This window comes from Actinomadura sp. K4S16 (genome assembly GCF_008327685.1).
In the GTDB taxonomy this organism is placed as follows: Bacteria; Actinomycetota; Actinomycetes; order Streptosporangiales; family Streptosporangiaceae; genus Spirillospora.
In genome coordinates, this window is sequence record NZ_BDDE01000025.1 from 174,775 (window position 1) to 201,555 (window position 26,781).

The following is a 26,781-nucleotide window of genomic DNA, read 5'->3' on the forward strand; positions in this document are numbered from 1 at the left end:
GCATGGAAGATCAGCTCCCCGGCGAGGACGACCTGGTGATCCCGGACGCCTGGCGGCGTTCGCTGCACGCGCGGCGCGGCGGCGCGCCCGGCCCCAAGATCAAGGTGGACCGCTCGGCGGCGCGGGCCGTCCAGGGCTTCATCGAGCAGACCGGGGCGGTCGAGGCGCTGCTCAAGGGCGGCGAAGGGGAGCCCGAGCTGACCGAGGCGGCGCGGCGGCACCTGGACGGCCGTGCCGATCCGGCCGGGGCGGCGGCGATCGCGGCCGTCACGGTGGTGCGCGTGCACGGCCTGGACGAGAAGAACAGGGCGCACCGGGCGTTCGTCGACGCATGGGTCACCGAGCACGGGGTCGCGTTCGCGGCGTGCGCGCTGGTCGAACTGAGCAGGACGGAGGCGACCAGAGGGGGCGGCGGCACCCGGGTCGGCGCCCGACGCGTCTCGGATGAGGCCAGGTTGCCCAAGATCCCGGATGAGGAGGCGCGCCGCGTCCGCGGGCTGCTGGCCGTCGCGCCCGAGGCCGAGTACGCGGACGCGGTCGAGCGGCTGGCCGCCCTCAGGACCGGCTGGTGCACCCGTTGGCTGGTGTCGTACCTCGTCCCGACGCGGGAGGACTGGGTCGACGAGTGCTGCGCCGTCCCGCCGCCGCCGGCGCGCAACCACACCCTGCTGTGGATGGTGATGTCGGCGCTCGGCAAGCCGGAGCAGCTCGACGCCCCGTATCCGGCGCGCGACCTGTACTGGGGCTGGGCGACCCGGGGGCTGCTGGCCAGCATGGCCGACGGCATCGGCCCCGGCGTCCTGCCCCTCCTGCTCGCCGAGGCGGACGGAGGCAACCTGGCGTCGGACGACCGCAAGCGCATCTTCGAGACGGTCGCGATCCTGCCGACGGACGAGGCGTTCCAGGCGCTGCTCGACCGGCTCGACCGCAAGCACGTCCGGGCCGCCCTCGGGGAGGCCGCCCGCCGGTTCCCGGTGCGGGCGCTGCGGCTGCTGGCCCGCGCGGGCGCCGACGACCTGCTCGCCGCCCACGTCGAGGCCAACGCCGACCTGGTCGCCTCCGCGCTGCCCGGTCTGCCGGACGACGTGGCCGACGCCGTCCGCCGCGCCTCCGCCGCGTCCGCCCGCGTCCCGGCGGCGGCGCCGGACGAACTGCCCGCCGTGCTCACCGACCCGCCGTGGCTGCGTCCGCGCCGCCCCGCCCTGACCGGTCTTGCCGTCCCGGAGCCGCGGCTCGGGTGGCTGGACGGCGAGCGCCAGGAGTGGCTCCAAACCGACCCGGGGATCGGCGAGCCGGACAGCACCGACTGGGAGGCGCTCGTCGAGGGCTACAAGACGGGGAACCACCGCACCGGCGCCGTGCAGTTGATGGTGCACGGGCCGGAGGATCTGATCCGTCCGCTTCTGCCCGATTGGGAGGGCTACGCCGTCCGATGGGCTCACGCGTGGACGCGGCTCCTCGCGGCCCGCTACGAGATGGACGCCCTGCCGGCGGCCATCCGGATGGCCAAGGCGAACCCGGGCTACTCCTCCGCCCCGCTGATGCCCTACCTGGACGGCCGCGTGGCGATGCTGATGGCGGAAGGGCTCGCCAAGCGCGGCGCGGTCCTCGACCCGGCCCGCGAGTGGTTCGGCCGCCACGGGCTCGACGCGGTGCCCTTCCTGGTCCCGGCGGCGCTCGGCAAGAAGGCCAAGGACTGGCGGAACGCCGAGACGGCCCTCCGCCACCTGCTGGACGCGCACGGCCCCGACGCGGTCGCGGCCGCCGCCCGCGACGCCCATGGCGGCGAGGCCGCGGACGCGATCGGGGAACTGCTGTCCCGGCCCGCGGCGGAGACGGGCCTCGACCAGCCCGCCAAGATCGGCGCCTGGGCGGATCCGGCGCCGCTCCCGCAGGTGCTGCTGCGCGGTCGCGACCGCGCCCTTCCCCTGGACGCGGTCAGCCGCCTGATCGAGCTGCTCGCCCTCCCGACCCCCCACGGGATGGACGAGCTGGCGGAGGCGTGCGCGCCGGGCTCGGTGGCCGAGTTCGGGTGGGCGCTGTTCCGGCAGTGGCTCGACGCAGGCAAGCCGTCCAAGGACGCCTGGGCCCTGCGGCAGCTCGGCCGCACCGGCGACGACGAGACCGTCCGGCTCCTCACCCCGGTGATCCGGGCGTGGCCGGGGGAGGGCGGGCACAAGAACGCCGTCAACGGCCTCGGCGTCCTCGCCGAGATCGGCACCGACGTGGCGCTGATGCACCTGCACGGCATCGCCCAGAAGGTGAAGTTCAAGGGCCTCCAGTACGAGGCGCAGGAGCGGATCCGGCAGGTCGCCGAGCGGCTCGGGCTGACCACCGACCAGCTCGCGGACCGGCTCGTCCCCGACTTCGGCCTCGACGCCGACGGCGGCATGGCCCTCGACTACGGGCCGCGCCGCTTCCTCGTCCGGTTCGACGAGCAGCTCAAGCCGTTCGTCGCCGACGAGGACGGGAAGCGCCGCAAGTCCCTCCCCAAGCCCGGCGCCAAGGACGACCCGGAACTCGCGCCCGCCGCCTACAAGGCGTTCGCGGGGCTCAAGAAGGACGTCCGGACCGTCGCCTCCGAGCAGATCCGCAGGCTGGAGCAGGCGATGGTGACGCGGCGCCGCTGGACGCCCGCCGAGTTCGGCGAGCACCTCGTCCGGCACCCGCTCGTCTGGCACGTCGCCCGCCGCCTGGTCTGGCTGGCGGAGGACGGCGGCAGGACCACCGCGTTCCGCATCGCCGAGGACCGGTCGCTCGCCGACGCCGACGACGACGCGTTCACCCTCCCCGAGTCGGCGCGCGTCGGCATCGCCCACCCGCTGGACCTCGGCGGCGCGGCGGAGGCGTGGACGGAGGTGTTCGCCGACTACGAGATCACACAGCCGTTCCCGCAGCTCACCCGCCCGGTCTTCGCGCTGACCGAGCAGGAGGGCGGCAGCGGGCGGCTGAAGCGGTTCGAGGGCCTCAAGCTGCCCTTCGGCGACGTCCTCGGGCTGGTGAAGCTGGGCTGGGAGCGCGGCGCGCCGCTGGACGCCGGGGTCGAACGGTGGATCTACCGGCGCGTCGACGATCAGCAGTACGTCGTCATCGACCTCGATCCCGGCTTCGCGGTCGGCGCGCTCGACGCCACCGGCGACCACCAGGTCCTCGACTACGTGTGGCTCGCCCCGGAACCCGACGACTTCTGGCCCAGCAAGGGGACGCCGCTGACGTTCGGCGAGCTGCACCCCGTCATGGCGTCCGAGATCCTGTCCGACCTGACCGCCCTCGCCGAGAAGGCCGAGAAATGAGCGGCACGACCACCTGAGCGGCGGCTCACCGACCGGAGCGCGCCTCCCGGTGGCCCCGACCCGGGGCCTCCGGGCCTTGGCCGCCGCACGCGCCGTCCAGCACGGCCGCGACGCGGTCCAGCGTGGAGATCGGCGAGGTGTAGGGCAGGCGCAGATGGTGGGAGCAGGTCGCGTCGGCCGCGAAGGACGGTCCGGGTGCGAGTTCGAGCCCGTGCGCGCGGGCCCGGGCCGTCACGAGGTCGGAGCGCACGTCGGTCAGGCGCAACCAGAGCGCGAGCCCTCCCGGAGGGACCGTGAACCGCCAGCGGTCGTCTCCGGCCAGCAGCCCGCTCAGGTGGTCGCGCTGCCGCCGCAGGGCCCTCCGCCGGTGGTCCAGGACCGGCGCGGGGTCGCGGAGGAGCTCGGCGGCGATCATCTGCTGCGTCGGCGCCGCGGACAGCGGCTCGCACAGCGGATGGCGGGCCAGCTCGCCGACCAGCGCGGCCGTTCCGCGGATCCAGCCGACCCGCAGGCCGGCCCAGACCGTCTTGGCCGCCGATCCGATGAGGACGGCGCGGGGTATCCGGTCAAGCGACTCCGGTGCCGCGCGCAGATCGATGTCGCGCATGGTCTCGTCCACCAGGACGGTCACCCGGTGCCGTTCGGCGAGCCGCGCCACGGTGCGCCGGGCGGCGTCCGGCATGAGCGCGCCGGTCGGGTTCTGGAAGTCGGGGACCAGGTAGGCCACCCCGCCCGCCGCGACCCGGAACGCGTCGTCGAGCTGGTCGAGGTCCCAGCCGCCCGTGGTGACCCGGCAGCCGGCCAGGCGGGTTCCGGCGTCCCGGAAGCCGGCCAGCACGGCGGGATAGGTGGGGATCTCCACGGCCGCGGCCCGGGGACGCAGGTGCGCCGTCAGCAGCGCGAGGGCCGCGCGCGCCCCCGCGGTGACCAGTATCTGCTCGGGCCGCGTGACGAGCCCTTCCCCCGTGTAGCGGTCCGCGATCAGTGAGCGCAGCTCCGGCAGCCCGGGGCCGGTCTCCCCGCTCTCGGCCAGGACCGGGCCGGAACGCTCGACCGCTCTCAGCACCGCCTGCTGGTACGCCGTGTGGGGCGCGGCCGGAACCGCCCTTCGCAGGTCGATGACGCCGTCCTCGCCGACGGCCGAGGTCGGGGCGACGCGCATCGCCGCCTCCGGCGGAAGCCGCAGGGTGCTCGCGCTGCCGCGGCGCGTGTCGACCCATCCCTCGGCGCGGAGGATGTCCAGCGCCGCGGTCATGGTGCCCCGGCTCACGCCGAGCGCGGCGGCGGCACGGCGTTCGGCGGGAAGCGGGGAGCCGACCCGCAGCCGGCCGTCCAGGGCGGCGTCGCCGACCGCGTCGGCCAGCGCCCGGGCCAGCGCCACGCCCGGTCTTCGCCACGCGCCCAGCGCCGCGGCCAACTGCAGGTCGGTAGTACGCATTGGTCCAGTTTGCCAGTATTGGACCAGGATTTCGGATGCCGCCCTGGCTACCGTTCCACCCATGCATCCACGCCTTGCCGCTGATCTCGCCGGGCTCCCGGATCTCCTGCGGACGGTCGGCCTAAGCGCGAACGACATCCTCGGCCGCCTGCACGAGCAGCCGGTCGTCCCGCCGCTGCGCCTGCCCGACCCCGAACCGTTCCCCGAGGAGGGAGCCGGGCTGGCGGCGGCGCTCACGGAGTTCACCCGCGAGTGGGCTCCGCTGCTGTCCGCCAGCGCGGGGCCCCGCTACCTGGGCTTCGTCACGGGCGGCGTCACGCCTGCCGCGCTGGCGGGCGACTGGCTGACCGCGGCCGCCGACCAGAACCCCACGTCGGCGCTCGACGGCGCGGGCCCGGAGCTCGAACGCCGGACGGTCGGCTGGCTGCGCGAGCTGTTCGGTCTCGGCGCCGCGCACCAGGGGGCGTTCGTCAGCGGCGCGACCATGTCCAACACGGTGGGCCTGGCCATCGCCCGCGAGTGGCTCGGCGAGCGCACGGGCGTCGACGTGGCGGAGGACGGCGCGGCGGCACTGGGGCGGGTGCGCGTCCTGTCCGGCAGCCCGCATTCGAGCATCGGGAAGGGCCTGTCGCTCCTCGGCCTAGGCCGCGCCTCGCTGGTTCAGGTGCCGGTTCTGCACGGCCGGGAAGCGGTCGATGTCGAGGCGCTGGAGCGGGCTTTGGCCCAGGCCGGCGGCCCAGTGATCGTGGTGGCCAACGCCGGCACGGTCAACACCGTCGACTTCGACGACCTCCGCGCCATCGCCGCGCTGCGGGAACGCCACGATTTCTGGCTCCACGTCGACGCCGCCTTCGGCGCCTTCGCGGCGCTGTCGCCCGGCCACGCGGACCTGGTCGCCGGACTCGACGCCGCCGACTCCATCTGCGTCGACCTGCACAAATGGCTGAACGTCCCCTACGACAGCGCCGTGCAGTTCACCCGCCACCGGCGCCTCCAGACCCGGGTGTTCCAGAACGCCGCCGCCTATCTCGGCCCGCTCGGCGAGACGCCCGACCCCGTCCACCTCACCCCGGAGAACTCCCGCCGCCTGCGCGCCCTCGCCGCCTGGTTCACGCTGCGGGCCTACGGACGGGACGGGCACCGCGAGATCGTCCAGCGGAACATCGCCTGCGCCCACGCCCTCGGCCAGGCCGTCGAGACGATCCCCGGACTGCGCCTGCTGGCACCGGTCCGCCTGAACGTCGTCTGCTTCACGCTGGCAGAGGACCCCACCGCCGAGCGGCTCGCCGACCTCGCCGCCGACCTGAAGGGCGAGGCCTTCCTCACCCCGACCACCTATGCCGGGGTACCCGCGCTCCGCGCCGCCTTCAGCAACTGGCGCACTACGGAGGCCGACGTCCACCGCCTAACCGAGGCACTGAGGAACGCGCTGGGCCGTCCGGCTCCCGCACCCTAGGCGTCTCGGCAGCTTGACCACCTGCACCGCCATGGGCGATATCCGCCGGGCGGTGCGGTGCGGTGCGGCGCGGGGAACGGCAGATCGGCGGTGACGAAGCGTGGGGCCGACACCGCCGCCCAAGACCACCCGCCCGCCCCCGGCCGCCTGACGTCGCCCCGGCGACTACCAGGCGGCCGGGAACATCTTGTGCCTGAGCACCGCGTCGATCTGATCAGCGGCGAACTTCGCGTCACCACACGGCGCCAGGTAACCGGCACATCCCCGCCCGGCCAGCAAGGATCCTGACGGTGCCCGGGTCGTGATGAGCCGGGCGGGTTTCGGAAGTCTCGTTGAGGTGCTCAAGAGCGACGCCTGATGGGCGTCTGCTACCGGTGCCTTGCCGAATGAGGTCGGCTCTAAAGGCGGGTGGCCGTCTGGATCAGGCCGGCGAGGGCCAGGGAGCGGCTGTGCGGCGGCCAGGCGATCACGGTGGTGACGGTCGGCGCGTCCAGGATCGGCACGAAGGCCAGGTCGCGGCGGAGGTGGCTCCGGGCGGTTTCGGGCAGTAGTGCCACCGCCCTGCCCAGCGCGACCAGTTGCAGGAGCTGGGCGTGGTCGTGCACCTCGGGTCCCGGACCGTCGGGGTAGCCGCCGTCGAAGCGCGGCCAGCGCGGCAGCGGAAGGCCGGCGATGTCGGCCATGCGCAGGTCCGTACGGCCTTCGAGGGGATGGCCTTTCGGCAGGATCAGAATCTGGCCCTCGGTGCTCAGCTCCTCGATGTCCAGGCCGGTCGTCGAGTCGAACGGCCTGTGCAGCAGGCCCACGTCGGCACGGCCGTCGCGGAGCAGCCGCTCCTGCTCTCCGATCCCGCACAGCAGGACCTCGACGGCGACCGCGCCGGGCTCGGCGGCGTAGGCGTCCAGGAGTTTCGGCAGCAGTTCACCCGACGCCCCGGCCTTGGTGACCAGCACCAGTTTCGGCTCCTCGGCGGCGGCGCGGCGGGTGCGGCGGGCGGCGGCGTCGACCGCGTCGAGGGCGGCCCGGCCCTCTCTGAGCAGGACCTTTCCGGCCTCGGTGAGTGCGACCGTACGGTTGGTGCGTTCGAAGAGCTGAACGCCCAGGCGGCGTTCCAACTGCTTGATCGCTCGCGAGAGGGGCGGCTGGGCGATCCCGAGGCGCTCGGCGGCGCGGCCGAAATGGAGTTCCTCGGCGACGGCGACGAAGTACCGCAGCTCCCGCGTCTCCATGCTCTCACCGTACCCGGGATCAATACCCGTGGGGTATCGAGTGCTACCCAGGCGGTGTTGGAGTGCTCTCGGCCGTACCGGCCAGGATTCAGGTCATGAGCGAACAGAAGATCACACTGATCACCGGCGCCAACAAGGGAATCGGATACGAGATCGCCCTCGGGCTCGGCGCCCTCGGCCACACCGTCGGCGTGGGGGCCAGGTCCCCGGAGCGGCTCTCGGAGGCCGTCGAGAAACTCCGCGCCGAGGGGGTCGACGCGTTCGCGGTACCCCTCGACGTGACCTCAGACGAGAGCGTCACCGCCGCGGCCTCCCTGCTCTCCGAGCGTTTCGGACGGCTCGACGTGCTGGTCAACAACGCCGGGGTGACCGGCGGGATGCCGCAGACGCCCACGACCGTCGCCCCCGCGACCATGCGAACGGTCGTGGAGACCAACGTGATCGGCGTCATCCGCGTCACCAACGCCATGCTGCCGCTGCTCAGGCGGTCCGCCGCACCGCGAATCGTGAACATGTCCAGCAGCGTCGGGTCTCTCACCCGCCAGAGTTCCCAGTCCGCCGCGGAGGCCGTAGGCCCGATCTCCGCCGCCTACGCGCCCTCCAAGACCTTCCTCAACGCCGTGACCCTCCAGTACGCCAAGGAACTGCACGACACCGACATCCTGATCAACGCCGCCTGCCCCGGCTACTGCGCCACCGACCTCAACGGCTTCCGCGGCATCCGCACCCCCCAGCAGGGCGCCGCCATAGCCATCCACCTGGCCACCCTGCCCGACGACGGCCCGACCGGCTCCTTCTTCGAAGACGCCGGCGTGGTGCCCTGGTAACTCGCCGACCAGCCCGTACGAAACCCGCGTCCCCGCTCTGCAGCGGCCCGGGCTTCGGGCGGCGTGCTGACCGGCCGCTGCAGCCGCGACACCGCATGAGCCGGGCGGGTCTTCGGAGTCTCGTTGAGGTGCTGAAGAGCAACGCCCGACGAGGCGGCGGGTCGGGTCAGCGAGGGCGTCCACGAGCATCTTCTTGTCGGTGGAGTCGGCCACGACGCGGGTGAAGAAGGCGAAGAACGCCGCCCCGGCGTCGCTGGCGCCTGCCAGCGCCCGGGCCTCGCGCTCGACCTGCCCGCCGAGGCCGCGGACCGCCTGACGGAGGTGTCCCGGTGCACGACGATCGCCCCGGTCAACGGCATGAACGACCCGACCCGCCCCGCCTTCAGCCCCTGAACCGACGCGGGCCGGTTCGCCGTCGTGCATGTTCGCGCCGCCGACGCTGATGACGGTGGCCCATGACGAGCATCCAGGCGAACACGGCGGTGATCGCGGTGAAGAACAGAGTGAGGCCCAGCGCCGAACCCCCGTCCAAGCCGGTGTCGTCCGCAGGCGGCGTCCGGAACGACTGCCACGCCGTCACACCTGCCCAGACGGCCAAAGAACCGAACAGGGCGACGACGGCGCCGAGCACCACCGTGACGCCGACCATGAATCGTATGCTCTCGGGCCGCTTGATCTGCGGTGTCGGCTCGTGGTCGGCGGGGACGACCTCATACGGCTCGATCTCGTCTCCGTTCCGGAGGCCGGGGAAGTCGACGCCGACATCGAGCCAGCCGGCCCGCGCCTTGGAGCCGTAGTCGACGGCCACTGTCTGGAGGAGGCCCGGCTCGCGGACATCGCCGATGGTCAGACCGTCGGCCACGACGACCCGATCGCGCAGCACCCGCGCGCGGTGCCCGACGGCCAGTTCCTGCCCTCCGTGGGGAGAACTCGGGACCGGCTGGACACGGGCCGTGGCCACCATGGCATTCGACCCCGCCAGCAGGACGGTGAGGATCTGCTTGCGTTCCTCGGTTCGCTGCGGGGGCGGAACGTCATATGCCTGGACGACGTCTCCGGGACGCACATCGGGATGGCCCAGGTACAGGGTCCCGGTGCTTCCCTGCAAAAGGTCGTCCTCCGGTCCGCCGTTGCCGTCCGCGAGGGCCAGCAGGCGCAGCGCCTCGACCACCGGCCGTCCGTCGCGCAGGACCCGCACTCGGTCACCGACCGCCAGCCTGCCTTCGGTCACGGCGGCCCGCGCGACGGACCCTGCCAGGGGATCGCCGGCGACCCCGCGCACCTCGGCTCGCCCGAGCCCGCGCCGGTGCTCCGGTAAGGGATCCTGGTACCCCAGAACAAGGTCGGAACTGACCCCCGCAGGCTCCGCGCGGACGTAGGCCTGGATCTGATCGCCCTTGAGGACGTGCCGGTGACCGATGGCCGGCATGCACCTTTCCAGGATGCCGACCCGTTCCCTGGGCTCCAGCCCAGACCCGATGCCGGCCTTTTTGATCAGGGCGCCGATACGGAGATCCTCGGCGATCACCGTGCCGTGCCGAAGCAGTCGCGCCCGGGCGCCCCGTGCGATCCCGGGCCCTCCCACCACCCTGCCCTTGGGAAGGAGGCCGAGCCCTGGAACGTCCTGGAAACCCGACACGGTCATCAGGCCTAACCGCTTCTCGCCCACCCAGACGCTCTGCATCCTCACGCCCATCCCTTGCGAGGTGATTTCCCAGCGAAACCCCGGATAGGACGTGGCGGTCATAGCGACCGTTCCCGGCGATCACTCGGGACCGGGTGGGCTCCTGCGGCCTAAGGGAATCTGGAATGGTACTGGCCGAGTCCTTCGCCGCCCTCTTCAAGGACCCGCTGGTAGTCGGCCTCCGTGTAGCGGGAACATTCGACTAGTGCCTTATAGGTCAAGCAGGCCTGCGCATCGAGGACGTTGATCTCGTGTCTCAGGGTGAGTTCGGGGTCCAGGTTGAATCGCCGCAACTCGCGGTCGCGGTGGCGGTCCGGGTGCCCATGGGTGCCGAGGAGGCGTGCGAGACGGGCCCGGGCGTCGGCGAGATGGGCGATGAGCTGTGCGGCGTCGACCTAGAGGAAGGCGGCGCGGTGGTCGCGGGCGAACTGCTCGAAGGTCGTCGGCTCGCGGCCGGTGAGGTCGCGGACCGCCGTGGTGACCGCCTCCGCGCCGCCGTTCCGGTATGCGCGGCTCACCTCGATGAGGGCGTCGGCGTGGTACGCGGGCAGGCCGCGTTCCAGCATGGCGGCTCGGGCTTCGTCGTCCGAGAGCCCGACGAAGCGGACCGGCCTGTCCAGCACCCGGGAGAGCACCTCGGCGGCCTGGTCGTAGGTCAGCGCCTCAGGGCCCGTGAGGGCGTGGACGCGACCGTCATGGCCGTCGGTGGTGAGCACGTGGGAGGCCGCCCGCGCGATGTCGCGGACGTCGACGAAGCTGATGGGGGCGTCGGCGCGGGGCTGGGCGAAGCGGCCGGTCGTCCTGATCGACGCGGCGAACTGGCGGGAGAAGTTCTGCATGTAGAAGTTCGGCCGCAGGAACGTCCAGCGCAGGCCGGACGCCTGGAGCGCCACCTCCGCGGGCCGGTGGAGGCGGCCGATGGGCGTCAGTTCCTCGTCGGCCCGCCAGACCGACAGCTTCACGACCCGGGACACACCTGCGGCGGTCGCGGCCTCGATGAGGTTGAGCTCATGGCGGGTCTGGTCGGGGCCCATCGCGCTCACCAGGAACACCACGTCGACGCCGCGCAGCGCCGCCGGAAGCGTCGCGGGCTCGCCCAGGTCGATCCGGACGGCGTCCAGTCCGGCGGCGACCGCCCGATCGACGTCGCGCTGCGCGTGGTACGCGGCCCGCACCGGCTGCCCCGCATCCCGCAGCGTCCCGAGAAGCGCCGACCCCACGGCCCCGCCCGCCCCCGTTACCAAGATCATGCCGCGCATGCTAACCGCACCGGCCGACAGCCCCGCCCTCCCGCTCGGGGCAAGATGAGGATCTTCGGGCGGAGTGTCCGAGAGGTCCCCTAGCGTTGGGGGCATGGAAGATCATCCCTCGGAGGGGCCCGAGGACGTCGAGGCGGAGTATCAGCGGCCGCCGGCGGAGGTGCGGTTCGCCGACGAGCTGGAGAGGCTCCGCGAGAGCGACACCGGGCCGCGACCGCCCGGCTGGGCGCTCAGCCTGACGGCCGCGCGGCGGTTCATCGTCGGGGACGACGCGCTCGGCGTCCGCCGCAAGTTCGTCGGCGACACCGCGCTCATCGACCGGGCCCTGGTGACGCTGGCGACGAGCCGGGGGCTGATGCTCGTCGGCGAGCCCGGGACGGCGAAGTCGCTGCTGTCGGAGCTGATCGCGGCGGCGGTCAGCGGCACCTCCACGCTCACGATCCAGGGCGGCGCGGCCACCACCGAGGACCAGATCAAGTACTCGTGGAACTACGCGCTGCTGGTGTCGGAGGGGCCCTCCACGCGCTCGCTCGTGCCGGCGCCGCTGCTCACCGGGATGGCCGAGGGCAAGGTCGTCCGGTTCGAGGAGATCACCCGCTGCCCGCTGGAGGTGCAGGACTCGCTGCTCTCGCCGCTGTCCGACCGCGTCCTGGCGATCCCCGAGCTGTCCCGCGCGGCGGCCGGGGGGAGTGGCGCGGTCTCGCACGGGGGCCAGAGCGCGGACGCGATGGTGTTCGCGCGCGACGGGTTCAACATCATCGCGACCGCCAACACCCGCGACCGCGGCGTCAACGAGATGAGCGCCGCGCTCAAGCGGCGGTTCAACTTCGAGACCGTGTTCCCGATCGCCGACTTCGCGACCGAGCTCGACCTGGTCGAGCAGGAGGCGCGGCGGCTGCTGGAGCACAGCGGCGTCGAGGTCGCGCCGCGCCGCGACGTCCTGGAGGTGCTCGTCACCGTGTTCCGGGAGCTGCGCGACGCCACCACCGGGGAGGGCCGGGCGATGGACCGGCTCTCGGCCGTGATGAGCACCGCCGAGGCGGTGTCGGTCGCCCACCAGGTCGGGGTGCGCGGCTGGTTCCTGCGCGGCGAGGCGGGCGGCGCCGCCGACATAGTCGAGTGCCTCGCCGGCACCGCCGCCAAGGACAGCCCCGAGGACCTCGCCCGGCTGCGCCGCTACCTGGAGCAGCAGGCGCCCCGCCGCGGCGGGGAGCAGTGGAGCGCGCTGCACGCCGCCCGGCACCTGCTGCCCGGCTGATGGCCGTCACGTTCGTCGGCGTCCGGCACCACAGCCCCGCGTGCGCCCGGCTCGTCCGGGACGTGATCCGGCGGCTGCGGCCCGCGTACGTGCTGGTGGAGGGGCCCGCCGACTTCGGCGGACGGATCGGCGAGCTGCTCCTCGGCCACCTGCCGCCCGTCGCGGTGTTCAGCTACTACCGGGACGCCGAGCGGGTGCACGCCTCCTGGTCGCCGTTCTGCGCGTACTCCCCGGAATGGGTCGCGCTGAACGAGGGCCGCGCCGCCGGGGCGGAGCTGCGGTTCATCGACCTGCCCGCGTGGCATCCGGCGTTCGCGGGCCGCAGCAACCGCTACGCCGACGCCGAGCGCCGCTACGCCGAGGTCACCGAGCGGCTGTGCCGGGAGTTCGCCGTCGACAACACCGACATCCTCTGGGACCACCTGTTCGAGATCGACGCCGAGGGCGCGGCGGAGCGGCTCGACGCGTACTTCGGGCTCCTGAGGGGCGAGGCGGAGGCCGGGGGAGACGACACCGCCCGCGAGTCCTACATGGCGGAGTGGGTGCGGGCAGCCGAGGCCGACGCCGGGGATCGTCCCGTCGTCGTGGTGACCGGCGGCTTCCACAAGCCGGCCCTCGAAGCCCTCGCCGCGTCCGGCGGCACCGAGTGGCCCCGGGTGCCCGAGCCGCCCGACGGCGCCGCCGGGGGCAGCTTCCTCGTGCCGTACTCGTTCCGGCGGCTCGACGCGTTCACCGGCTACCAGTCGGGGATGCCGTCGCCGGAGTACTACCAGCGGCTCTGGGAGGACGGCCCCGAAGCGGCCGCCGAGGCGCTCGTCGAGACGGTCGTGGCCCGGCTGCGCGGACGCGGGCAGGTCGTGTCGACCGCCGACCTGATCGCCGCCCGCACCCTCACCGGCGGCCTCACCCGGCTGCGCGGCCACTCCGCGCCCGCCCGCACCGACCTGCTCGACGGCCTGGTGTCCGCGCTGGTGAACGACGACCTCGACCAGCGGCTCCCGTGGACCTCGCGCGGCCCGCTCGCCCCCGGGGCGCATCCGGCCGTCGTCGAGATGGTGGCCGCGCTGAGCGGCGACCGGACCGGGCGGCTGCACTCCGACACCCCGGCCCCGCCGCTCGTCGACCACGCGACGGCCGAGCTGGCGCGGCTCGGGCTCGACCGCGACGGCCGGGTCGTGCTGAAGCTGGCGACCCCGCGCGGGCTGGAGCGCAGCCGCACGCTGCACCGCCTGCGCGTCCTGCGCGTTCCCCTCGCCGAGCGCGAGGCCGGTCCCGAGACGGGCGCCGACCCGGTGCTGGAGGAGCGCTGGGTCCTGGACGCCTCCGACCGTGACGGGCGCCGACACGCCGCCCTCATCGAGGCGGGCGCCTACGGGCCGACCCTCGCCGACGCCGCCGCGGCCGTCCTGGACGAGCGGACGGCCGCCGCGGGCGCCGACATGGACGACCTCGCGGCGGTGCTGTTCGACGCGGCGCTGTGCGGCTGCGCCGACCAGTCCGGCCGGATCGCCGAGTCGATCGCCGCAGGCGTCGCGGGCGCCTCCGACATCGCCGCGCTCGGCGCCGCGCTCGAATCCGTCCTCGGGCTGTGGCGGCACGACCGCGTCCTCGGCACGGCCGGCAGCCCGCTGTTCGGCACGGTCATCGAGGAGTGCGTCGACCGGATCCTGTGGCTGGCGGAGGGCGTGCGCGGCGGCCCCGCGCCCGCCGACCTGCGCCGGCTAAGCGCCGTCGCCGCGGCCCGCGACGCGCTGCTGCACGCCTCCGGCGCGCTGCGCCTCGACCGGGACGCGGCACTCGGCGTCGCCCGGCGCGTCGCCGCCGAACCCGGCGCGCCGCCCGACCTGCGCGGCGCCGCGTTCGGGCTCGCCCGCACCCTCGGCGAAGCCTCCGACCCGGCCCGCGCGGTGCGCGGCGCGGCCGCGCCGGAGACGTTCGGCGACTGGCTCGCCGGCCTGTTCGCGCTGGCCAGGCAGGAGGTGCTCGACCCCGGCGCCGCCGTCCTCGGCGTCCTCGACGAGCTGGTCGGCGGGCTGGACCAGACCGAGTTCCTGGTGGCGCTGCCCGCGCTGCGGCAGGCGTTCGAGTTCTTCCCGCCCCGCGAGCGCGAGGCCATCGCCCAGGGGCTGCTGGACCGCCGGGGCCTGAGCGGCTCCGGCCGCGCGCTGCTCCGCGCGCCCGACCCGCCGCTGCTCACCGCCGAGGCCCTCGCGCTGGACGCCCGCGTGGACCGGGCCCTCGCGGCCGCGGGCCTCCTGACCGCCGAAGCGGACGGGCAGGGCGCGGAAAGCCGGCCCACCGCAGAGGAGGGGGCATCGTGATCCCGCCCGACCTGGAACGCTGGCGGCTCGTCCTCGGCTCGCCCGCCGGGGCGTGCATGGGCGGGCTGGGCGGCGCGGCCGCCGAACAGGACGCGGCGCTCGACTGGCTGTACGGGCGCGACCCCGACCTCGGCCGGCGCGGAGTGCGGCGCGGCGGCGGGAGCTGCGACGGCGACCCCGCCCGGTCCGACGACCGCACCGGCGGCGATGGGCCGTCCAAGCTCACCACGGTCGACTGGCTCGACGCCGTGCACCGGCTCTTCCCCAAGGAGACGATCGAGCGGCTCGAACGCGACGCCGTCGAGCGGTACGAGATCCACGAGATCGTCACCGACCCGGCCGTCCTGGAGCGCATCGAGCCGGACGAGGCGCTGCTGCGCGCCGTCCTGCGGACCAAGCACCTGATGAACCCCGAGGTCCTCGCGCTCGCGCGGAAGATCGTGGAGGCCGTCGTCCGGCAGCTGATGGAGCGGCTCGCCACCGAGGTCCGGCAGGCGTTCCACGGCACCCGCACGCGGCGGCCGAGCCGCATCAGGAACTCCCGCAACTTCGACTTCCACGGCACCGTCCGCGCCAACCTCGACCACTACCGGCCGGACGAGCGCCGCCTCTACATCGAGAACCCGAGGTTCGTGTCCCGGACGCGGCGGCACGTCGAGCAGTGGCAGATGATCCTGCTCGTCGACCAGTCCGGCTCCATGGTCGGCTCCGTCGTACACGCCGCCGTCACCGCCGCGTGCCTGTGGGGGCTGCCCGGCCTGAAGACGCACCTCGTCGCGTTCGACACCTCCGTCGTCGACCTGACCTCCGACGTGACCGACCCCGCCGAGCTGCTGATGAAGGTGCAGCTCGGCGGCGGCACCGACATCGCGCGGGCCGTGGCCTACGGGGCGGGCCTCGTGGAGAACCCGCGCCGCTCGATCGTCGCGCTCATCACCGACTTCTACGAGGGCGGGGACCAGCACCGGCTCGTCCGGGAGGTGCGGCGGCTCGTCCAGCAGGGCACGCAGGTGCTCGGGCTGGCGGCGCTCGACGAGGAGGCCAACCCGTCCTACGACCGGGGGATGGCGCAGCGCCTCGCCGACGAGGGCGCCCACGTCGGCGCGATGACGCCGGGTCAGCTCGCCGAGTTCGTCGCGGAGAGGATGGGCCGTTGACCCGCGCCGACCTCCTCGCGCTCACCCCGGACGCGCTCGCCGCCCTCGCCAACCGCGGCCTGGTCAAGCGCGCCGCCAAGGACCTCGACGCCGGCAACGGCCCCGAGATCACCGTCATGCCGGACGGCGGGATCGAGGGCGCCTTCCCCGACGGCACCACGGCGTCCCTGCCCGCCGGGGCGGGGCTGGACGCCGCGCACTGCTCCTGCGCGGCGACCGGGACGTGCCGGCACCGGATCTGCCTCGTGCTCGCCTACCAGCGCGGCGCCGCCGAACCGGACGCCCCGCCGGCCCCGGAGCCGGCGGCCGACTGGTCGCCGGGCGCCTTCGACGACGACGCGCTTGCCCGCGTCCTCGGCCGGCGCGCCCTCACCGCCGCGCGCCGCGCCCTGCGCGCCGGCTACTCGGCGAAAATCCGCCGCCCCACCGCGCAGGACCCGGTGGCGCAGGTCGAGCTGCCGACCTGCACGGTCCGGTTCCTGGTGCCCGGCGAGCTCGGCTACATCCACACCGACGCCGTGGCGGCGGTGCGCGGCGAGGTCACCGTCCTCGCCGTCTGGGCGTTCCGCGCCGCCGACGAGCGCGGCCTGACCGGCGAGGAGGTCCGGCTGGACGTCGGCGGCCCGGCCGCGGCGGACGGGACGGGCGGGCCGGGCGGGACGGGCGGGAACGGCCTCGACGCCGCGCTCGACCTCGCCGACCAGGTCCTCCTGGAAGGCGCCGCGCACGCCGGGCCCGTCCTCGCGACCGCGCTGGGCCGCACCGCCGGCGACCTCGCGGCGGCCGGCCTGCACTGGCCCGCCGCCGCGCTCGGCGACCTGGCCGAGCAGCTCGCCGCGCACCACGACCGCCGCGCCGACCACGACCCGCTGCGCGTCGCGGAACTGCTCGCCGAGCTCCACGCCCGGCACCGCGCGGCGGCCCGCGGCGGCGGCCGCTCCCAGGTGCTCGGCACGGAGGAGGCCGCGGACACGCCGCTGCGCCGCGTCCGCCTCGCCGCCCTCGGCTGCCGAGTCGGCGGCACGCCCGGGACCCGCACCGCCGACGTCTACCTCGCGCACACCGGCACCGGGATCGTCCTCGTGCTGAAACGGCGCTGGGACGTCCCGGACGGCGACCGCCTCACCGGCTCCGACCTCGCCGGGCGCCGCGTCCTCGGGTCTGCGCTGCGGTCCCTCGCCGCCGCGAACGTGGTGTCCGAGAGCGCCTCGCGCAGCGCCGGGCGCGTCGTCCGGGTCGCCGCCGGGCGGATCGCGAAGACGACGGTCACCCCGCTCGGCGACACCTGGGAGAGCCTGCCCGTCCGGCTGCTCGTCCGCGACATGGCCGCCGAGGGGCGGGCCCTGGACGCGCTGCCGCCCCGCCTGGTGCGGCCCCGCGTGGAGGCCGAGATGGTCCGCGTCGTCGAGATCGCCGAGGTCCGCGACATCGGCTACCACCCGGGCGCGCAGCGGCTGGAGGCCGTGGTCGCCGACGCGGCGGGGACCGCGGCCGCCGTGTCCGCCGACTACAGCCCGCACCGCCCCGCCGCGCTGGACGCCCTCGCCGAGGCGCTCGCTGCGGAGCCCCGGTTCGTGTCGGGCACCGTCCGCAGGGACCGCGGGGGCCTGGTCATCGACCCGTTCGCCGTCATGACCTCGCACGGCACCGTCGTCCCCGACCTGGCGCCCGGCGACGGCACCGCCGCCCTCGGGGCCCCTCCCGCTGCGGCGCCGGACCCGCTGGGCCAGTCCCTGGACGAGGCGCTCGCAGCCTGCGCCGAGGCGGCCCACCGCGGCCTGCTGCGCCTCCCGACCGGGGTGCGGGAGCGCCTCGTCCGCGCCGGCACCACGCTGGAGCGCGCCGGCCTCCGCACGACCGCCGACGCGCTCGCCGCCTTCGCCGCCGCGCTCGCGGGCGACGACCCGAGGAGCATGTCCCGCGCCTGGGCCACCGCCCACATCCGCCTGGTCACCGCGGCGGAACTGCGCTGACCTGCCGCTACGCGCGGCAGGTGAGCGGGCGGCCCCCGTTGAAGGTGATCATGTCGTTCAGGGCGGCGACCAGGTCGATCGGCGCGCCGGGCGCGTGCCCGTCCAGTTCGGCGTAGGCGCGGTGCAGGTTGCCGACGAGGCGCTCGGGGTCGGTCAGCTCCGCGTACGGGCCGAGGTCGGCCTCGCGGGCGGCCTCCAGCGGCGACAGCCCGGCCGGCTTGGCCTCGGCGGCCGTCGCCTGGACGAATCGCGCGTAGCCCAGCACCCGGCCGATGAGCTCGGGGCCGCCGACGGGGCCGTGCCCGGGGACGATCGTCTCCGCCCCCAGCGGCGCGACGACCTCCTCCAGCACCTTGATCGCGCCCGCGACCGAGCCCTGCATCAGGAACGGGGTGCCGCCGTTGAACAGCAGGTCGCCGCAGAACAGCACCCGCCGGTCGGGGAGCCACACGATCGAGTCGTTGGTGGTGTGCGCCGGCGTGCCGACGTGGCGGACCTCGCACCGCAGGTCGTCCACCCACAGCGTCACGGCGTCGGTGTAGGTGAGGAACGGCGGCTCGATCTCGACGCCGCCCCAGTCGACCTTCGTCCAGAACGGCTCGTCGAACGGCTCGCCCCAGCTGAGCGCGTCGTCCCGGGTCCTCTCGTGGCCGACGACGGTCGCGCCGGAGAACAGGTAGTTGCCGAAGGTGTGGTCGCCGTGGTGGTGGGTGTTGACCAGCGTCCGGACGGGGCGGTCCGTGACCGACCGGATCGACTCCAGGTACGCCCGGGTGCGGCGCTCGGTCGAGCAGGAGTCGACGCTCGTCACCCCCCGCGCCCCCACGAGGAAGCCGGTGTTGTTGATCCACCAGGTGCCGTCGGGCTGGAGGTAGGCGAAGATCCCGTCGGAGACCTCCTGCAGCCGCGGGCTTCCCGGTCCCTCGCGGTCGGGTGCGTCGCTCATGGGACCGGGAGTGTAACGGGCGGCGGGAACGCGGTCGGGCGGGCCGCTCCCGCGCGGCCGCGGCGGGCCCGGTCAGTACTCCGCCACGGTCGTCAGCAGGTGCGCGCGCGGCGAGACGGCGCGGGCGGACGGCTCCTGCGTCCCGGCGGAGCGCAGGACCTCCCCGGCGCCGAGCACGGCCGCGTCGCCGGTGTCGTCCCCGAGCCGCGCGCCCAGCCCCGTCCGGTCCTTGATCAGCCGCTCCAGGCCGGGCAGCCGGGCGCAGCCGCCGGTGAGCGTGATGCCGACGCCGAGCAGGGCGCCGGAGATCTCGGGCGAGCAGCCGGAGAGCCCGGCGCCGATCGCGTCCACGATCCGCGCGACCGGACCGGAGATCGCCCGGGCGACGTCCGCGGTGGTGAGGACGACGCCGCGCGGCATCCCCGTCGCGATGTCGCGCCCGTGGACGACGGTCTGCCGGACCGGGCGGCGACCGAGCGGCGGCACCGCGCCGACCTCCAGCTTGGCCTGCTCCGCCGCCGACAGCGACAGCGCGAGGCCGTGCTCCTGCCGGACGAGCGCGGCGATGGCGCGGTCCAGCGCCGATCCGCCGACGTGCGCGGTGTGCGAGGTGACCAGGCCGCCGAACGCGATGACGCCGACGTCGGTGACGTCCGCCCCGATGTCGGCGATCACCGTGATGTCGGGCCGCACGGTGGAGGTCATGCCCATCCCGATGGCGGCGGCGATGGGCGTCGGCACGAGCGTGAGGCGCCGCGCGCCCGCCTGGTAGGCGGAGAACTGCAGCGCCCGGTAGTGGACGGACGTCAGCCCGCTCGGGACGGTGACGACCAGGCGCGGGCGCGCCGTGTAGTGGCGCTTGTGGTGGCGGCGCACCAGGTGCCGCATCAGGTACTCGGCCTCGTCGGTCTCGGTCGGTGCGCCTTCGCGGATGGGCCGGACGAGCGTGACGTCCGGGTTGCGCCCGGCCATCTCCCGCGCGGGGGCGCCGAGGGCGAGGATGCGCCCCGTGTCCCGGGAGCGTGCGAGGAGCGACGGTTCGCGGCAGACGACGCCGCGGCCCTTCACATGCATCCGCACGGTCGCGCTGCCCAGGTCGATAGCGGTGTCCCGGCCCGCGAAGTCCCACATCGCGTCCCTCCCAATCGCCCTGTTCGTCGCAAGAGTCCAGATGATTCCCGTGCTACCTGCGGCGATGCCCACGCCCGGGTAAGCGAATCGCAACGACCTGGCGGGTTGAATCCGGAATGTCCGGATCGCGGAACGCGCCCCGGCGCCGGCCCGGCACCCGCTCCCGGGCCGGCGCCAGAGATCATGCGGGGACGGTGCCGGACCGCGCGTCCGGCGGCGCCGTCCGGCCCTGCCGACCCCACCGGGCCCGGACCTCGCCCACCGCGCGGCACGCCCCGTACAGCAGGAACGAGACCGTGGTGACGTACGGGCTGATCGGAAGGCTGGACCCGATCGACAGAAGGATCCCGCCCACGGCCGACACCGTCGCGAGCCCCGCGCTCAGTACCGCCGCCGCGGCGGGCGACGCGGTGACCCGCACCGCCGCCGCGGCGGGCGTGCAGATCAGCGCGAGCACCAGCAGCGCCCCGACGACCTGCACGGACACGGCGACCGCCAGGCCGAGCACGAGCATGAAGGCCGGTGACAGCGCCCGCACCGGCACGCCCCGCGCCGCCGCCGAGTCCGGGTCCAGGCTGGCGAACGCCAGCGGGCGCCACATGACCGCGAGGCACGCCAGCACCACCGCCGACGTCGCGAGCAGCCAGGTCAGCCCCGGCGTGTCGATCGCGACGATCTGGCCGGTGAGGAGCCCGAACTTGTTGGCCGACCGCCCCTGGTACAGCGACAGGAACAGCACGCCGAGCCCGAGCCCGAAGGGCATCAGCACGCCGATGACCGACCCGCGGCCGCGGGCCTTCGCGCCGAGCACCCCGATCAGGCCGGCGGCCGCCAGCGCCCCCGCCACCGAGCCGCCCGCCACGCTCGCCCCGGCCAGCAGGGCGGCCGCCGCTCCGGCGAACGACAGTTCGCTGATGCCGTGCACGGCGAACGCGAGGTCGCGCATGACGACGAACGTCCCGGCGAGCCCCCCGACGAGCCCGAGGACGGCCCCGGCGATGAGCGAGTTGCGCACCAGCCCGAGCAGCGCCCCGTAGTCCTGGAAGTCGAAGACCTCGTGCCACGCCTCCTGCCAGCTCATACCGTCTCCGAGCGGCAAGGCCGCGCGCCGGCCGCCGCGCGCGCCGGAGCCTCCGTGACCCGGGTCGTGCCCATGTCCAGCAGCCGGTCCGCGAAGGGGAGGACCGGGTCGATGTCGTGGGTGACGAAGACGACGGTCGTGCCGTGCTCGCGGCGGCGCCGGTCGACCAGTCCGGCGACGACGCGCTGGTACCGGGCGTCCAGGGACGCCAGCGGCTCGTCGCACAGGAGGACGCGCGGACCGGCCGCCAGCGCCTGCGCGACCCGGACGCGCTGCAGCTCGCCGCCCGAGAGGAGTTCGAGCGGGACATCGGCGAACGCGGCGGCGCCCACGTCGGCGAGGGCGGCGTCGACCCGGCGGCGCACGTCCCGGCGCGGCCGGCCGGGCCCCCAGCGGTGGCCGTCGACGCCGAGCCGCACGAGGTCGCGGGCGCGCAGCGGGGTGTGCGGCGGCACGGCCCTGTGCTGCGGGACGTAGCCGATGCCGGCGCCGCCGCGCCGGGGGCGGCGCCCGTCCACCGCGACCGTTCCGGACGACGGCCGCTGGAGCCCGAGCAGCACCCTGAGCAGGCTGGTCTTCCCCGAACCGTTGGGCCCGACGACGGCGAGGAACTCGCCGGGCGCCACGTCGAGGTCCAGCCCGCGCCACAGCGTCCGGCCGCCGTAGGACAGGGCGGCGCCGCGCAGGGCGATCACGACAGCGCCTTCTGGAGCGCGGACACGGTGCCGTCCATCCAGGCGACGTAGTCCCGCCCGCCGGGCAGCGTCTCGGTGACCGGGACCACCGGGACGCCCGCCTCGTCCGCCGCCTTGCGGACCTGCTCGGTCTGCGGGCCGCTCGTCTGCACGTTCTCGACGAGCGCCCGGACCTTCTTGCCGGTGAGCAGCGCCAGCGTGTCGCGCATGGCCCTCGGCGGGACGTCGTCCCCCTCCTCGATCGCCTCGGCGAACCCCTCCGGCGTCCGGTCCACCAGGCCGGCCGCCTCGAGGAGGTAGGCGGGGACGGGCTCGGTCACCGCCACACGGTCCCCGGCGTGCGCGGCCTTGATCGCCGCCACCCTCTCCTCCAGCGCCTTCAGCTTCGCCTTGAAGGACGCCGCGTTCGAGGAGAAGGTCTCGGCGGCCCCGGGATCCGCCTCGCCGAGCGCGGCGGAGATCCGGTCGGCCAGCAGCGCGACGGACGGCAGGTCGTACCAGACGTGCTCGTTCGGCTCCTCGCCCGCGGGCGCGGTCTTCCCGGAGATCTGGAAGGCGTTGAGCACCCGGGCCTTCGAACCGGCGCCCTTCAGCAGCGTGTCCACGAAGCCGTCGTAGCCGCCGCCGTTCTCGATGACCACCTCGGCCCTGGAGAGCGCGAGCCTGGCGCGGGTGCCCGCCTCGAAGGAGTGCGGATCCTGCGCGGGGTCGCTGATGAACGACGTCACCGTCACCCTGCCGCCACCGATCTGCCGCGCGATGTCCCCGTACACGTTGGTCGACGCCACGACCTGGACCGTCGCCGCCGCGCCGGCGCCGGGGGACGATCCGCAGGCGGCGGACCCGAGCGCCGCGGCGGCGAGGACGGCGCCCGCCCCGAGGACGCGCGCACGCTGAGCAGGCATCATGAACCTCCTGAAAATGATAACGATTTTCAGTGGCAACCTAGCACGGCTCGCCCGTCCTGTCCCGTTCGTCGCTCGTCGCGGGCAAAGGCCCTCGCACGCGAAAGGCCGCCGTCCCGGTCAGGGACGGCGGCCTGTGCGGTGTTCGGTCGACGGGCTCTACCAGGCGAACGCCTCCGGCACCGGACCCGGGCCGGGGAAGATGTCGTCCAGGGCGGACAGGAACGCCTCGGGCAGCTCCAGTTCGGCGGCGCGGACGGCGGAGTCGAGCTGCTCGCGGACGCGCGGCCCGACGATCGGGCCGGTCACGCCGGGACGGGTGAGGAGCCAGGCGAGGCCGACGTCGCCCGGGGGGAGGCCGTGCTCGTCGCACAGGTCCTCGTAGGCCTGGACGCGCGCCCGCTCCGCCGGGTCGCCCAGCATCTCCGCGGCGCGGCCCGACCGGGACCGGGAGCCGTCCCCGTCGCGCTCCTTGCGCAGGACGCCGCCGAGCACCCCGCCGTGCAGCGGGGACCACGGGATCACGCCGAGCCCGTAGGCCTGCGCCGCTGGGACGACCTCCATCTCGGCGCGCCGTTCGACCAGGTTGTACAGGCACTGCTCGCTGACCAGTCCGAGCGAGCCGCGGCGGGCGGCGGCCTCGTTGGCCTGCGCGATGCCCCAGCCGGGGAAGTTGGACGAGCCGGCGTAGAGCACCTTGCCCTGCTGGACGAGGACGTCGACCGCCTGCCAGATCTCCTCCCACGGCGTCGACCGGTCGATGTGGTGGAACTGGTACAGGTCGATGTGGTCGGTGCCGAGCCGCTTCAGCGACGCCTCGGCGGCCTGGCGGATGTGCAGCGCGGACAGCCCGCCCTGGTTCGGCCAGGGCGAGTCGGGCGGCGCCATGTCCGCGTAGACCTTCGTCGCGAGGACGGTCTTCTCCCGGCGACCGCCGCCCTTGGCGAACCAGGAGCCGATGATCTCCTCGGTGCGGCCCTTGTTCGCGCCCCACCCGTAGGCGTTCGCGGTGTCGAAGAAGTTGATCCCCGCGTCGAGCGCCGCGTCCATGATCGTGTGGGCGTCGGCCTCCTCGGTGAACGGGCCGAAGTTCATCGTGCCGAGCACCAGGCGGCTGACCTTCAGGCCGGTGCGGCCGAGTCGGGTGTATTCCATGGTGATCAAGCCAAGCACCTGGAGCGTGCTCCAGGTCAAGCGTGACGCGCCCCCCGGCGCCGCACGGCGCGCGCATGGCGCCGGGGCAGGCGGAGAGAGGCTCAGGGACCGACGTATACGGCCCACGGCTCGTAGGCCGGGCCGTGCCAGAAGGATCTCGGTTGCCCCGCGGCTCTCGGCCGGGGTTCAGGCTTTGACATGTCCGACGGTGTGTCGCTTCGCGGAGCCTGGGTCGCGGAATCGTCCGGTCTGGAGTGGCCGCCGGGTGGCGCGGCCTTCGCTACCGGGTGGCGGGGGGCCTTTTTAGAGGGTTTGTCGCTTTTCTTGTGGGATTTCAAGTGATGTGGCGGAATGTGGGGGGTCCGCTCGCTATCTGGGGGCTGGTCGGCTCTCTTCTGCGCACTCATCCGATCGATCTTCTCGACGAGCTCCCGCACGGACGGCGACCACTCGCGATAGGCGGGCGCGCCGGGCCGTACCGCGCCCGCGAACTGTTTCTTGCGCCGCGCGCCGAACTTGTCGATGCGGACCCTGGCCCCCGAATTGGGCGCGTGCAGGAACCGGCCGTGCCCGACGTACATGCCGACGTGGCTGCGGCCGTGGAAGAAGATGAGGTCCCCGGGCTTGAGGTGCCTCATCTTCACCTTCCGGTCCACCTTGCGGTACTGGGCGTAGGTGACGCGGGGGATCCTGACGCCCGCCCTGCGCCACGCGGCCATCATGAGGCCGGAGCAGTCGTAGCCGGACGGCCCCGTGGCGCCCCACCTGTACGGCTTGCCGATCTGCTTGCGGGCGAACCGCAGCGCCTTCTTCGCGCGCTTGCGCTGGGCCGCCTCCCGCGTCCGGTACTTGTCGTACGCCCGGACCTTGTGCAGCGTGGCCGCGTCCAGGTGCAGTCTCCTCAGCGACGTCGGGCTGAGCGCCGTCGGCGTGAGCGCGGCGAAGGACGTGGAACCCAGCGGGACCGTCAGGGCGAGCCCGGTCACCGTCGCCGTGACGGCGGTTCGGAGCGCTCCCCGTTTTCGGTCGGCCGCCCGGCCGCGGCCGGTCCGGCCCGCGATCGCTCCGCTTCCGCTTTCGGCCTCGTGCGAGTGGCGTGCGATGGACATTCTTCCGCTCTCCGTTTCCGATCAGGTATCGGCAGGTGATCATCATCCCGCCGAGGGAACGGGTACCCGTTGAACGGCACGGAATTGTGCGAGCGCGCCGATTTTACGTGATCATGGCGCCGAATTGGAGGCCGGATTCAGTGTCTTTGATCAAGCGGTCAGATGGGCGAGCGATTTCAGTGGGACGGCGAGCCAGGCGGGCCTGTTCTGCGCCTCGTACCGCACCTCGTAGACGGCCTTCTCGAATTCGAAGGCGCGGATGAGCACCGAATGCGCGGCCGGGTCGGGGCCGCCGCCCGCCGCGTAGCCGCGGCAGAACGCGGCGCGGTTGCGCGCCGCCCAGGCGTGCGCCCGGGTCTCCAGCCGCGGCCCCGACTCGCTCGGCACCGTGCCCGCCTTGGTGATGAGGTACCGCGCGGCGTACTCGAACGAGCGGAGCATCCCGGCGACGTCGCGCAGCGGGTGCGCGAGGGCGCGGCGCTCGCTCTGCGTCCGCGCCGGCTCGCCCTCGAAGTCCAGGACCGTCCACCCGGACTCGGTGCGCAGGACCTGCCCGAGGTGGTAGTCGCCGTGGACGCGCTGGACGGGCAGCGGCTCGGCCCGGGCGGCCAGGTCGAGGTACGCCTCCGTGAGCGCCTTGGCGTGCGGCGCGAGCGCGGGCACCGTGCGGCAGGTGCCGGTCAGCTCGGTGTTCATCCGCGCGGCCATCGCGCGGACCTCCGCCGCCGGGACGACCGTCACGCCGAACGCGTCGGCGAGCGCCCGGTGCACCTCGGCGGTGGCCGCGCCGAGCCGTTCGGCCTCGGCGGCGAAGTCGCCGCCGGCGGCGCTCGCGTCCAGTTCGGCCCACTCGTCGCCGCCGGGCGGCGGCGTGTGCGCGAACCAGTCGCGCACGCTGGCGATCGCGAGGCTCCACCCGTCCACGCCGGTGTGCAGGTAGTCCGACAGGAGGGCGAGCGTGACCGGCTCCCCGCCCGCGGGGGCGCCGTGCCCCCGGTCCAGCTCGATCCAGCCGAGGACGGCCGGGACGTGCGTGCAGCCGCCGCGGGTCAGCGCGAGGTTGACCTCCAGGTCGAGGTTGACGCCGGGGGACAGGCGGCGGAACAGCTTGCAGATGTACTCGTCGCCGAACAGCAGCGACGTGTTGCTCTGCTCGGCGGTCATGGGCAGGCTCGCCAGGTCCGTGCGGATGCGGGCCCCGCCGGCGTGGTGGAACCGCAGCGGGCCGACGGACGCCTCGCGCGCCATGGCGTCCAGCAGCACCCGGGTCAGGTCCGGGTCGTGCGCGGCGTCGTACAGGCGGGGCCTCGCGGGCCGGTCGCCGCAGTGCCCGCCGATCTCGACGTGCCGGAGCCGGTCGGGCAGGTCGCGGCGGACGCCGAGGAGGAGCTGGTAGTGGTCGGTGGCGTCGTCGCGGCGGACGTCGATGACGAGGTGGTGCAGGGCGGGGTCGCCGGAGTGGAGTTCGGTGGCGGTGCCGATGGCGAGCTCGTGGATGGGGCCGTCCTTGCCGCCGAACCAGCGCTGCCGGGGCAGCCACTCCGCGATGTCCCGGACGAGGTCCGGCTCTGGAGGAAGCACGGTCAGACGGTCCTTCCCGCGCGCGTGCCGAGCCCGGCCTCCGCACTCGGCCCGGGGGCCGCGTCGTCCGGGGGGATCAGCTGGAACCAGAAGAAGCCGTGGCCCGGCAGGGTCAGCAGGTAGGGCAGCTCGCCGATGGCCGGGAACTGCACGCCGCCCATGCACTCGACGGGGGAGTAGCCCTCGAAGCGCCGCAGGTCCAGCTCGACGGGCTGCGGGAACCGGGACAGGTTGCTGACGCACAGGACCGTGTCCATCTCCCCCCACGGGCTCTCGTCCTCGG

General features: G+C 74.3%; 20 protein-coding genes. 7 read left to right on the forward strand and 13 right to left on the reverse strand.

Translation table 11 applies throughout. From position 1 onward, the window contains the following. Positions 1 to 2: 2 nt before the first annotated feature. Positions 3 to 3,293 (forward strand): DUF4132 domain-containing protein, encoded by a 3,291-nt coding sequence (locus K4S16_RS37640; protein WP_149263854.1) that lies wholly within the window; start codon positions 3 to 5, stop codon positions 3,291 to 3,293. 25 nt (positions 3,294 to 3,318) lie between these two features. Here the strand turns inward: K4S16_RS37640 and K4S16_RS37645 are convergent, their stop codons facing one another. After that, on the reverse strand, positions 3,319 to 4,731 hold the full coding sequence (locus tag K4S16_RS37645) for a PLP-dependent aminotransferase family protein (RefSeq protein ID WP_149263855.1): 1,413 nt from the start codon (positions 4,729 to 4,731) through the stop codon (positions 3,319 to 3,321). Between the two features lie 61 nt (positions 4,732 to 4,792). On the opposite strand from K4S16_RS37645, the gene K4S16_RS37650 reads away from it, so the two are divergent. Next, positions 4,793 to 6,187 (forward strand): pyridoxal-dependent decarboxylase, encoded by a 1,395-nt coding sequence (locus K4S16_RS37650; protein WP_149263856.1) that lies wholly within the window; start codon positions 4,793 to 4,795, stop codon positions 6,185 to 6,187. A gap of 398 nt (positions 6,188 to 6,585) precedes the next feature. Here K4S16_RS37650 and K4S16_RS37655 read toward each other — a convergent pair whose 3' ends face one another. Further along, the gene (locus K4S16_RS37655) at positions 6,586 to 7,416 is read right to left on the reverse strand and encodes a LysR family transcriptional regulator (RefSeq protein WP_149263857.1); all 831 of its coding nucleotides are present in this window, start codon (positions 7,414 to 7,416) and stop codon (positions 6,586 to 6,588) included. A gap of 95 nt (positions 7,417 to 7,511) precedes the next feature. Here K4S16_RS37655 and K4S16_RS37660 point away from each other — a divergent pair, with 95 nt between their 5' ends. Further along, positions 7,512 to 8,243: an SDR family oxidoreductase gene (locus tag K4S16_RS37660; RefSeq protein WP_149263858.1), complete on the forward strand. Its 732-nt coding sequence runs from the start codon at positions 7,512 to 7,514 to the stop codon at positions 8,241 to 8,243. 382 nt (positions 8,244 to 8,625) lie between these two features. On the opposite strand, the gene K4S16_RS37665 is transcribed toward K4S16_RS37660, so the two are convergent. Beyond that, positions 8,626 to 9,990, reverse strand: a complete 1,365-nt coding sequence (locus K4S16_RS37665) for a hypothetical protein (RefSeq protein WP_149263859.1) — start codon at positions 9,988 to 9,990, stop codon at positions 8,626 to 8,628. Between the two features lie 332 nt (positions 9,991 to 10,322). Beyond that, positions 10,323 to 11,177 (reverse strand): SDR family oxidoreductase, encoded by an 855-nt coding sequence (locus K4S16_RS37670; protein WP_200842341.1) that lies wholly within the window; start codon positions 11,175 to 11,177, stop codon positions 10,323 to 10,325. A gap of 103 nt (positions 11,178 to 11,280) precedes the next feature. On the opposite strand from K4S16_RS37670, the gene K4S16_RS37675 reads away from it, so the two are divergent. The 4 genes from K4S16_RS37675 to K4S16_RS37690 are packed head-to-tail and all read left to right on the forward strand — an operon-like array spanning position 11,281 to position 17,895. Continuing rightward, positions 11,281 to 12,444 (forward strand): AAA family ATPase, encoded by a 1,164-nt coding sequence (locus K4S16_RS37675; RefSeq protein WP_149263861.1) that lies wholly within the window; start codon positions 11,281 to 11,283, stop codon positions 12,442 to 12,444. After that, the gene (locus tag K4S16_RS37680; protein ID WP_149263890.1) at positions 12,444 to 14,765 is read left to right on the forward strand and encodes a DUF5682 family protein; all 2,322 of its coding nucleotides are present in this window, start codon (positions 12,444 to 12,446) and stop codon (positions 14,763 to 14,765) included. Before K4S16_RS37675 ends, K4S16_RS37680 begins: the two co-directional genes overlap by 1 nt. Beyond that, a complete protein-coding gene (locus K4S16_RS37685) occupies positions 14,762 to 15,922 on the forward strand; it encodes a VWA domain-containing protein (RefSeq protein ID WP_200842342.1) in 1,161 nt (386 codons plus the stop codon). The genes K4S16_RS37680 and K4S16_RS37685 overlap by 4 nt, the downstream gene beginning before the upstream one ends. Continuing rightward, the gene (locus K4S16_RS37690) at positions 15,919 to 17,895 is read left to right on the forward strand and encodes a hypothetical protein (RefSeq protein ID WP_149263862.1); all 1,977 of its coding nucleotides are present in this window, start codon (positions 15,919 to 15,921) and stop codon (positions 17,893 to 17,895) included. The genes K4S16_RS37685 and K4S16_RS37690 overlap by 4 nt, the downstream gene beginning before the upstream one ends. Before the next feature lie 7 nt (positions 17,896 to 17,902). On the opposite strand, the gene K4S16_RS37695 is transcribed toward K4S16_RS37690, so the two are convergent. From K4S16_RS37695 to K4S16_RS37735, 9 genes are all read right to left on the reverse strand, one after another. Further along, positions 17,903 to 18,841, reverse strand: coding sequence for an MBL fold metallo-hydrolase (locus tag K4S16_RS37695; protein ID WP_149263863.1), 939 nt, complete (start codon positions 18,839 to 18,841; stop codon positions 17,903 to 17,905). Positions 18,842 to 18,913: 72 nt separating this feature from the next. Further along, positions 18,914 to 19,972 carry a rod shape-determining protein gene (locus K4S16_RS37700; RefSeq protein WP_149263864.1) on the reverse strand — a complete coding sequence of 353 codons (1,059 nt, stop codon included), beginning with the start codon at positions 19,970 to 19,972 and terminating at the stop codon, positions 18,914 to 18,916. 181 nt (positions 19,973 to 20,153) lie between these two features. Next, a complete protein-coding gene (locus tag K4S16_RS37705) occupies positions 20,154 to 21,053 on the reverse strand; it encodes a metal ABC transporter permease (RefSeq protein ID WP_149263865.1) in 900 nt (299 codons plus the stop codon). Continuing rightward, entirely contained in the window at positions 21,050 to 21,748 is a 699-nt protein-coding gene (locus K4S16_RS37710) for a metal ABC transporter ATP-binding protein (protein WP_149263866.1), read from the reverse strand. Before K4S16_RS37710 ends, K4S16_RS37705 begins: the two co-directional genes overlap by 4 nt. Beyond that, entirely contained in the window at positions 21,745 to 22,653 is a 909-nt protein-coding gene (locus K4S16_RS37715) for a metal ABC transporter solute-binding protein, Zn/Mn family (RefSeq protein WP_149263867.1), read from the reverse strand. The genes K4S16_RS37710 and K4S16_RS37715 overlap by 4 nt, the downstream gene beginning before the upstream one ends. A gap of 159 nt (positions 22,654 to 22,812) precedes the next feature. Further along, positions 22,813 to 23,808, reverse strand: a complete 996-nt coding sequence (locus K4S16_RS37720; protein WP_149263868.1) for an aldo/keto reductase — start codon at positions 23,806 to 23,808, stop codon at positions 22,813 to 22,815. A gap of 101 nt (positions 23,809 to 23,909) precedes the next feature. Then, on the reverse strand, positions 23,910 to 24,917 hold the full coding sequence (locus K4S16_RS37725) for a C40 family peptidase (RefSeq protein ID WP_149263869.1): 1,008 nt from the start codon (positions 24,915 to 24,917) through the stop codon (positions 23,910 to 23,912). A 150-nt stretch (positions 24,918 to 25,067) separates the two neighbouring features. After that, a complete protein-coding gene (locus K4S16_RS37730) occupies positions 25,068 to 26,498 on the reverse strand; it encodes a phosphotransferase (RefSeq protein WP_149263870.1) in 1,431 nt (476 codons plus the stop codon). Between the two features lie 2 nt (positions 26,499 to 26,500). Further along, positions 26,501 to 26,781 (reverse strand): alpha-glucosidase C-terminal domain-containing protein (locus K4S16_RS37735; RefSeq protein WP_200842343.1); only part of this gene is annotated, 281 nt, incomplete at its 5' end.

Bases quoted from the DNA above. Each gene is read 5' to 3' on its own strand.
- K4S16_RS37660 (WP_149263858.1), top strand. From the start codon at position 7,512: ATGAGCGAACAGAAGATCACACTGATCACCGGCGCCAACAAGGGAATC.
- K4S16_RS37705 (WP_149263865.1), bottom strand. From the start codon at position 21,053: ATGAGCTGGCAGGAGGCGTGGCACGAGGTCTTCGACTTCCAGGACTAC.
- K4S16_RS37725 (WP_149263869.1), bottom strand. From the start codon at position 24,917: ATGTCCATCGCACGCCACTCGCACGAGGCCGAAAGCGGAAGCGGAGCG.
- K4S16_RS37695 (WP_149263863.1), bottom strand. From the start codon at position 18,841: ATGAGCGACGCACCCGACCGCGAGGGACCGGGAAGCCCGCGGCTGCAG.
- K4S16_RS37680 (WP_149263890.1), top strand. From the start codon at position 12,444: ATGGCCGTCACGTTCGTCGGCGTCCGGCACCACAGCCCCGCGTGCGCC.
- K4S16_RS37700 (WP_149263864.1), bottom strand. From the start codon at position 19,972: ATGTGGGACTTCGCGGGCCGGGACACCGCTATCGACCTGGGCAGCGCG.
- K4S16_RS37650 (WP_149263856.1), top strand. From the start codon at position 4,793: ATGCATCCACGCCTTGCCGCTGATCTCGCCGGGCTCCCGGATCTCCTG.
- K4S16_RS37715 (WP_149263867.1), bottom strand. From the start codon at position 22,653: ATGCCTGCTCAGCGTGCGCGCGTCCTCGGGGCGGGCGCCGTCCTCGCC.
- K4S16_RS37640 (WP_149263854.1), top strand. From the start codon at position 3: ATGGAAGATCAGCTCCCCGGCGAGGACGACCTGGTGATCCCGGACGCC.
- K4S16_RS37655 (WP_149263857.1), bottom strand. From the start codon at position 7,416: ATGGAGACGCGGGAGCTGCGGTACTTCGTCGCCGTCGCCGAGGAACTC.
- K4S16_RS37645 (WP_149263855.1), bottom strand. From the start codon at position 4,731: ATGCGTACTACCGACCTGCAGTTGGCCGCGGCGCTGGGCGCGTGGCGA.
- K4S16_RS37720 (WP_149263868.1), bottom strand. From the start codon at position 23,808: ATGGAATACACCCGACTCGGCCGCACCGGCCTGAAGGTCAGCCGCCTG.
- K4S16_RS37665 (WP_149263859.1), bottom strand. From the start codon at position 9,990: ATGACCGCCACGTCCTATCCGGGGTTTCGCTGGGAAATCACCTCGCAA.
- K4S16_RS37675 (WP_149263861.1), top strand. From the start codon at position 11,281: ATGGAAGATCATCCCTCGGAGGGGCCCGAGGACGTCGAGGCGGAGTAT.
- K4S16_RS37670 (WP_200842341.1), bottom strand. From the start codon at position 11,177: ATGATCTTGGTAACGGGGGCGGGCGGGGCCGTGGGGTCGGCGCTTCTC.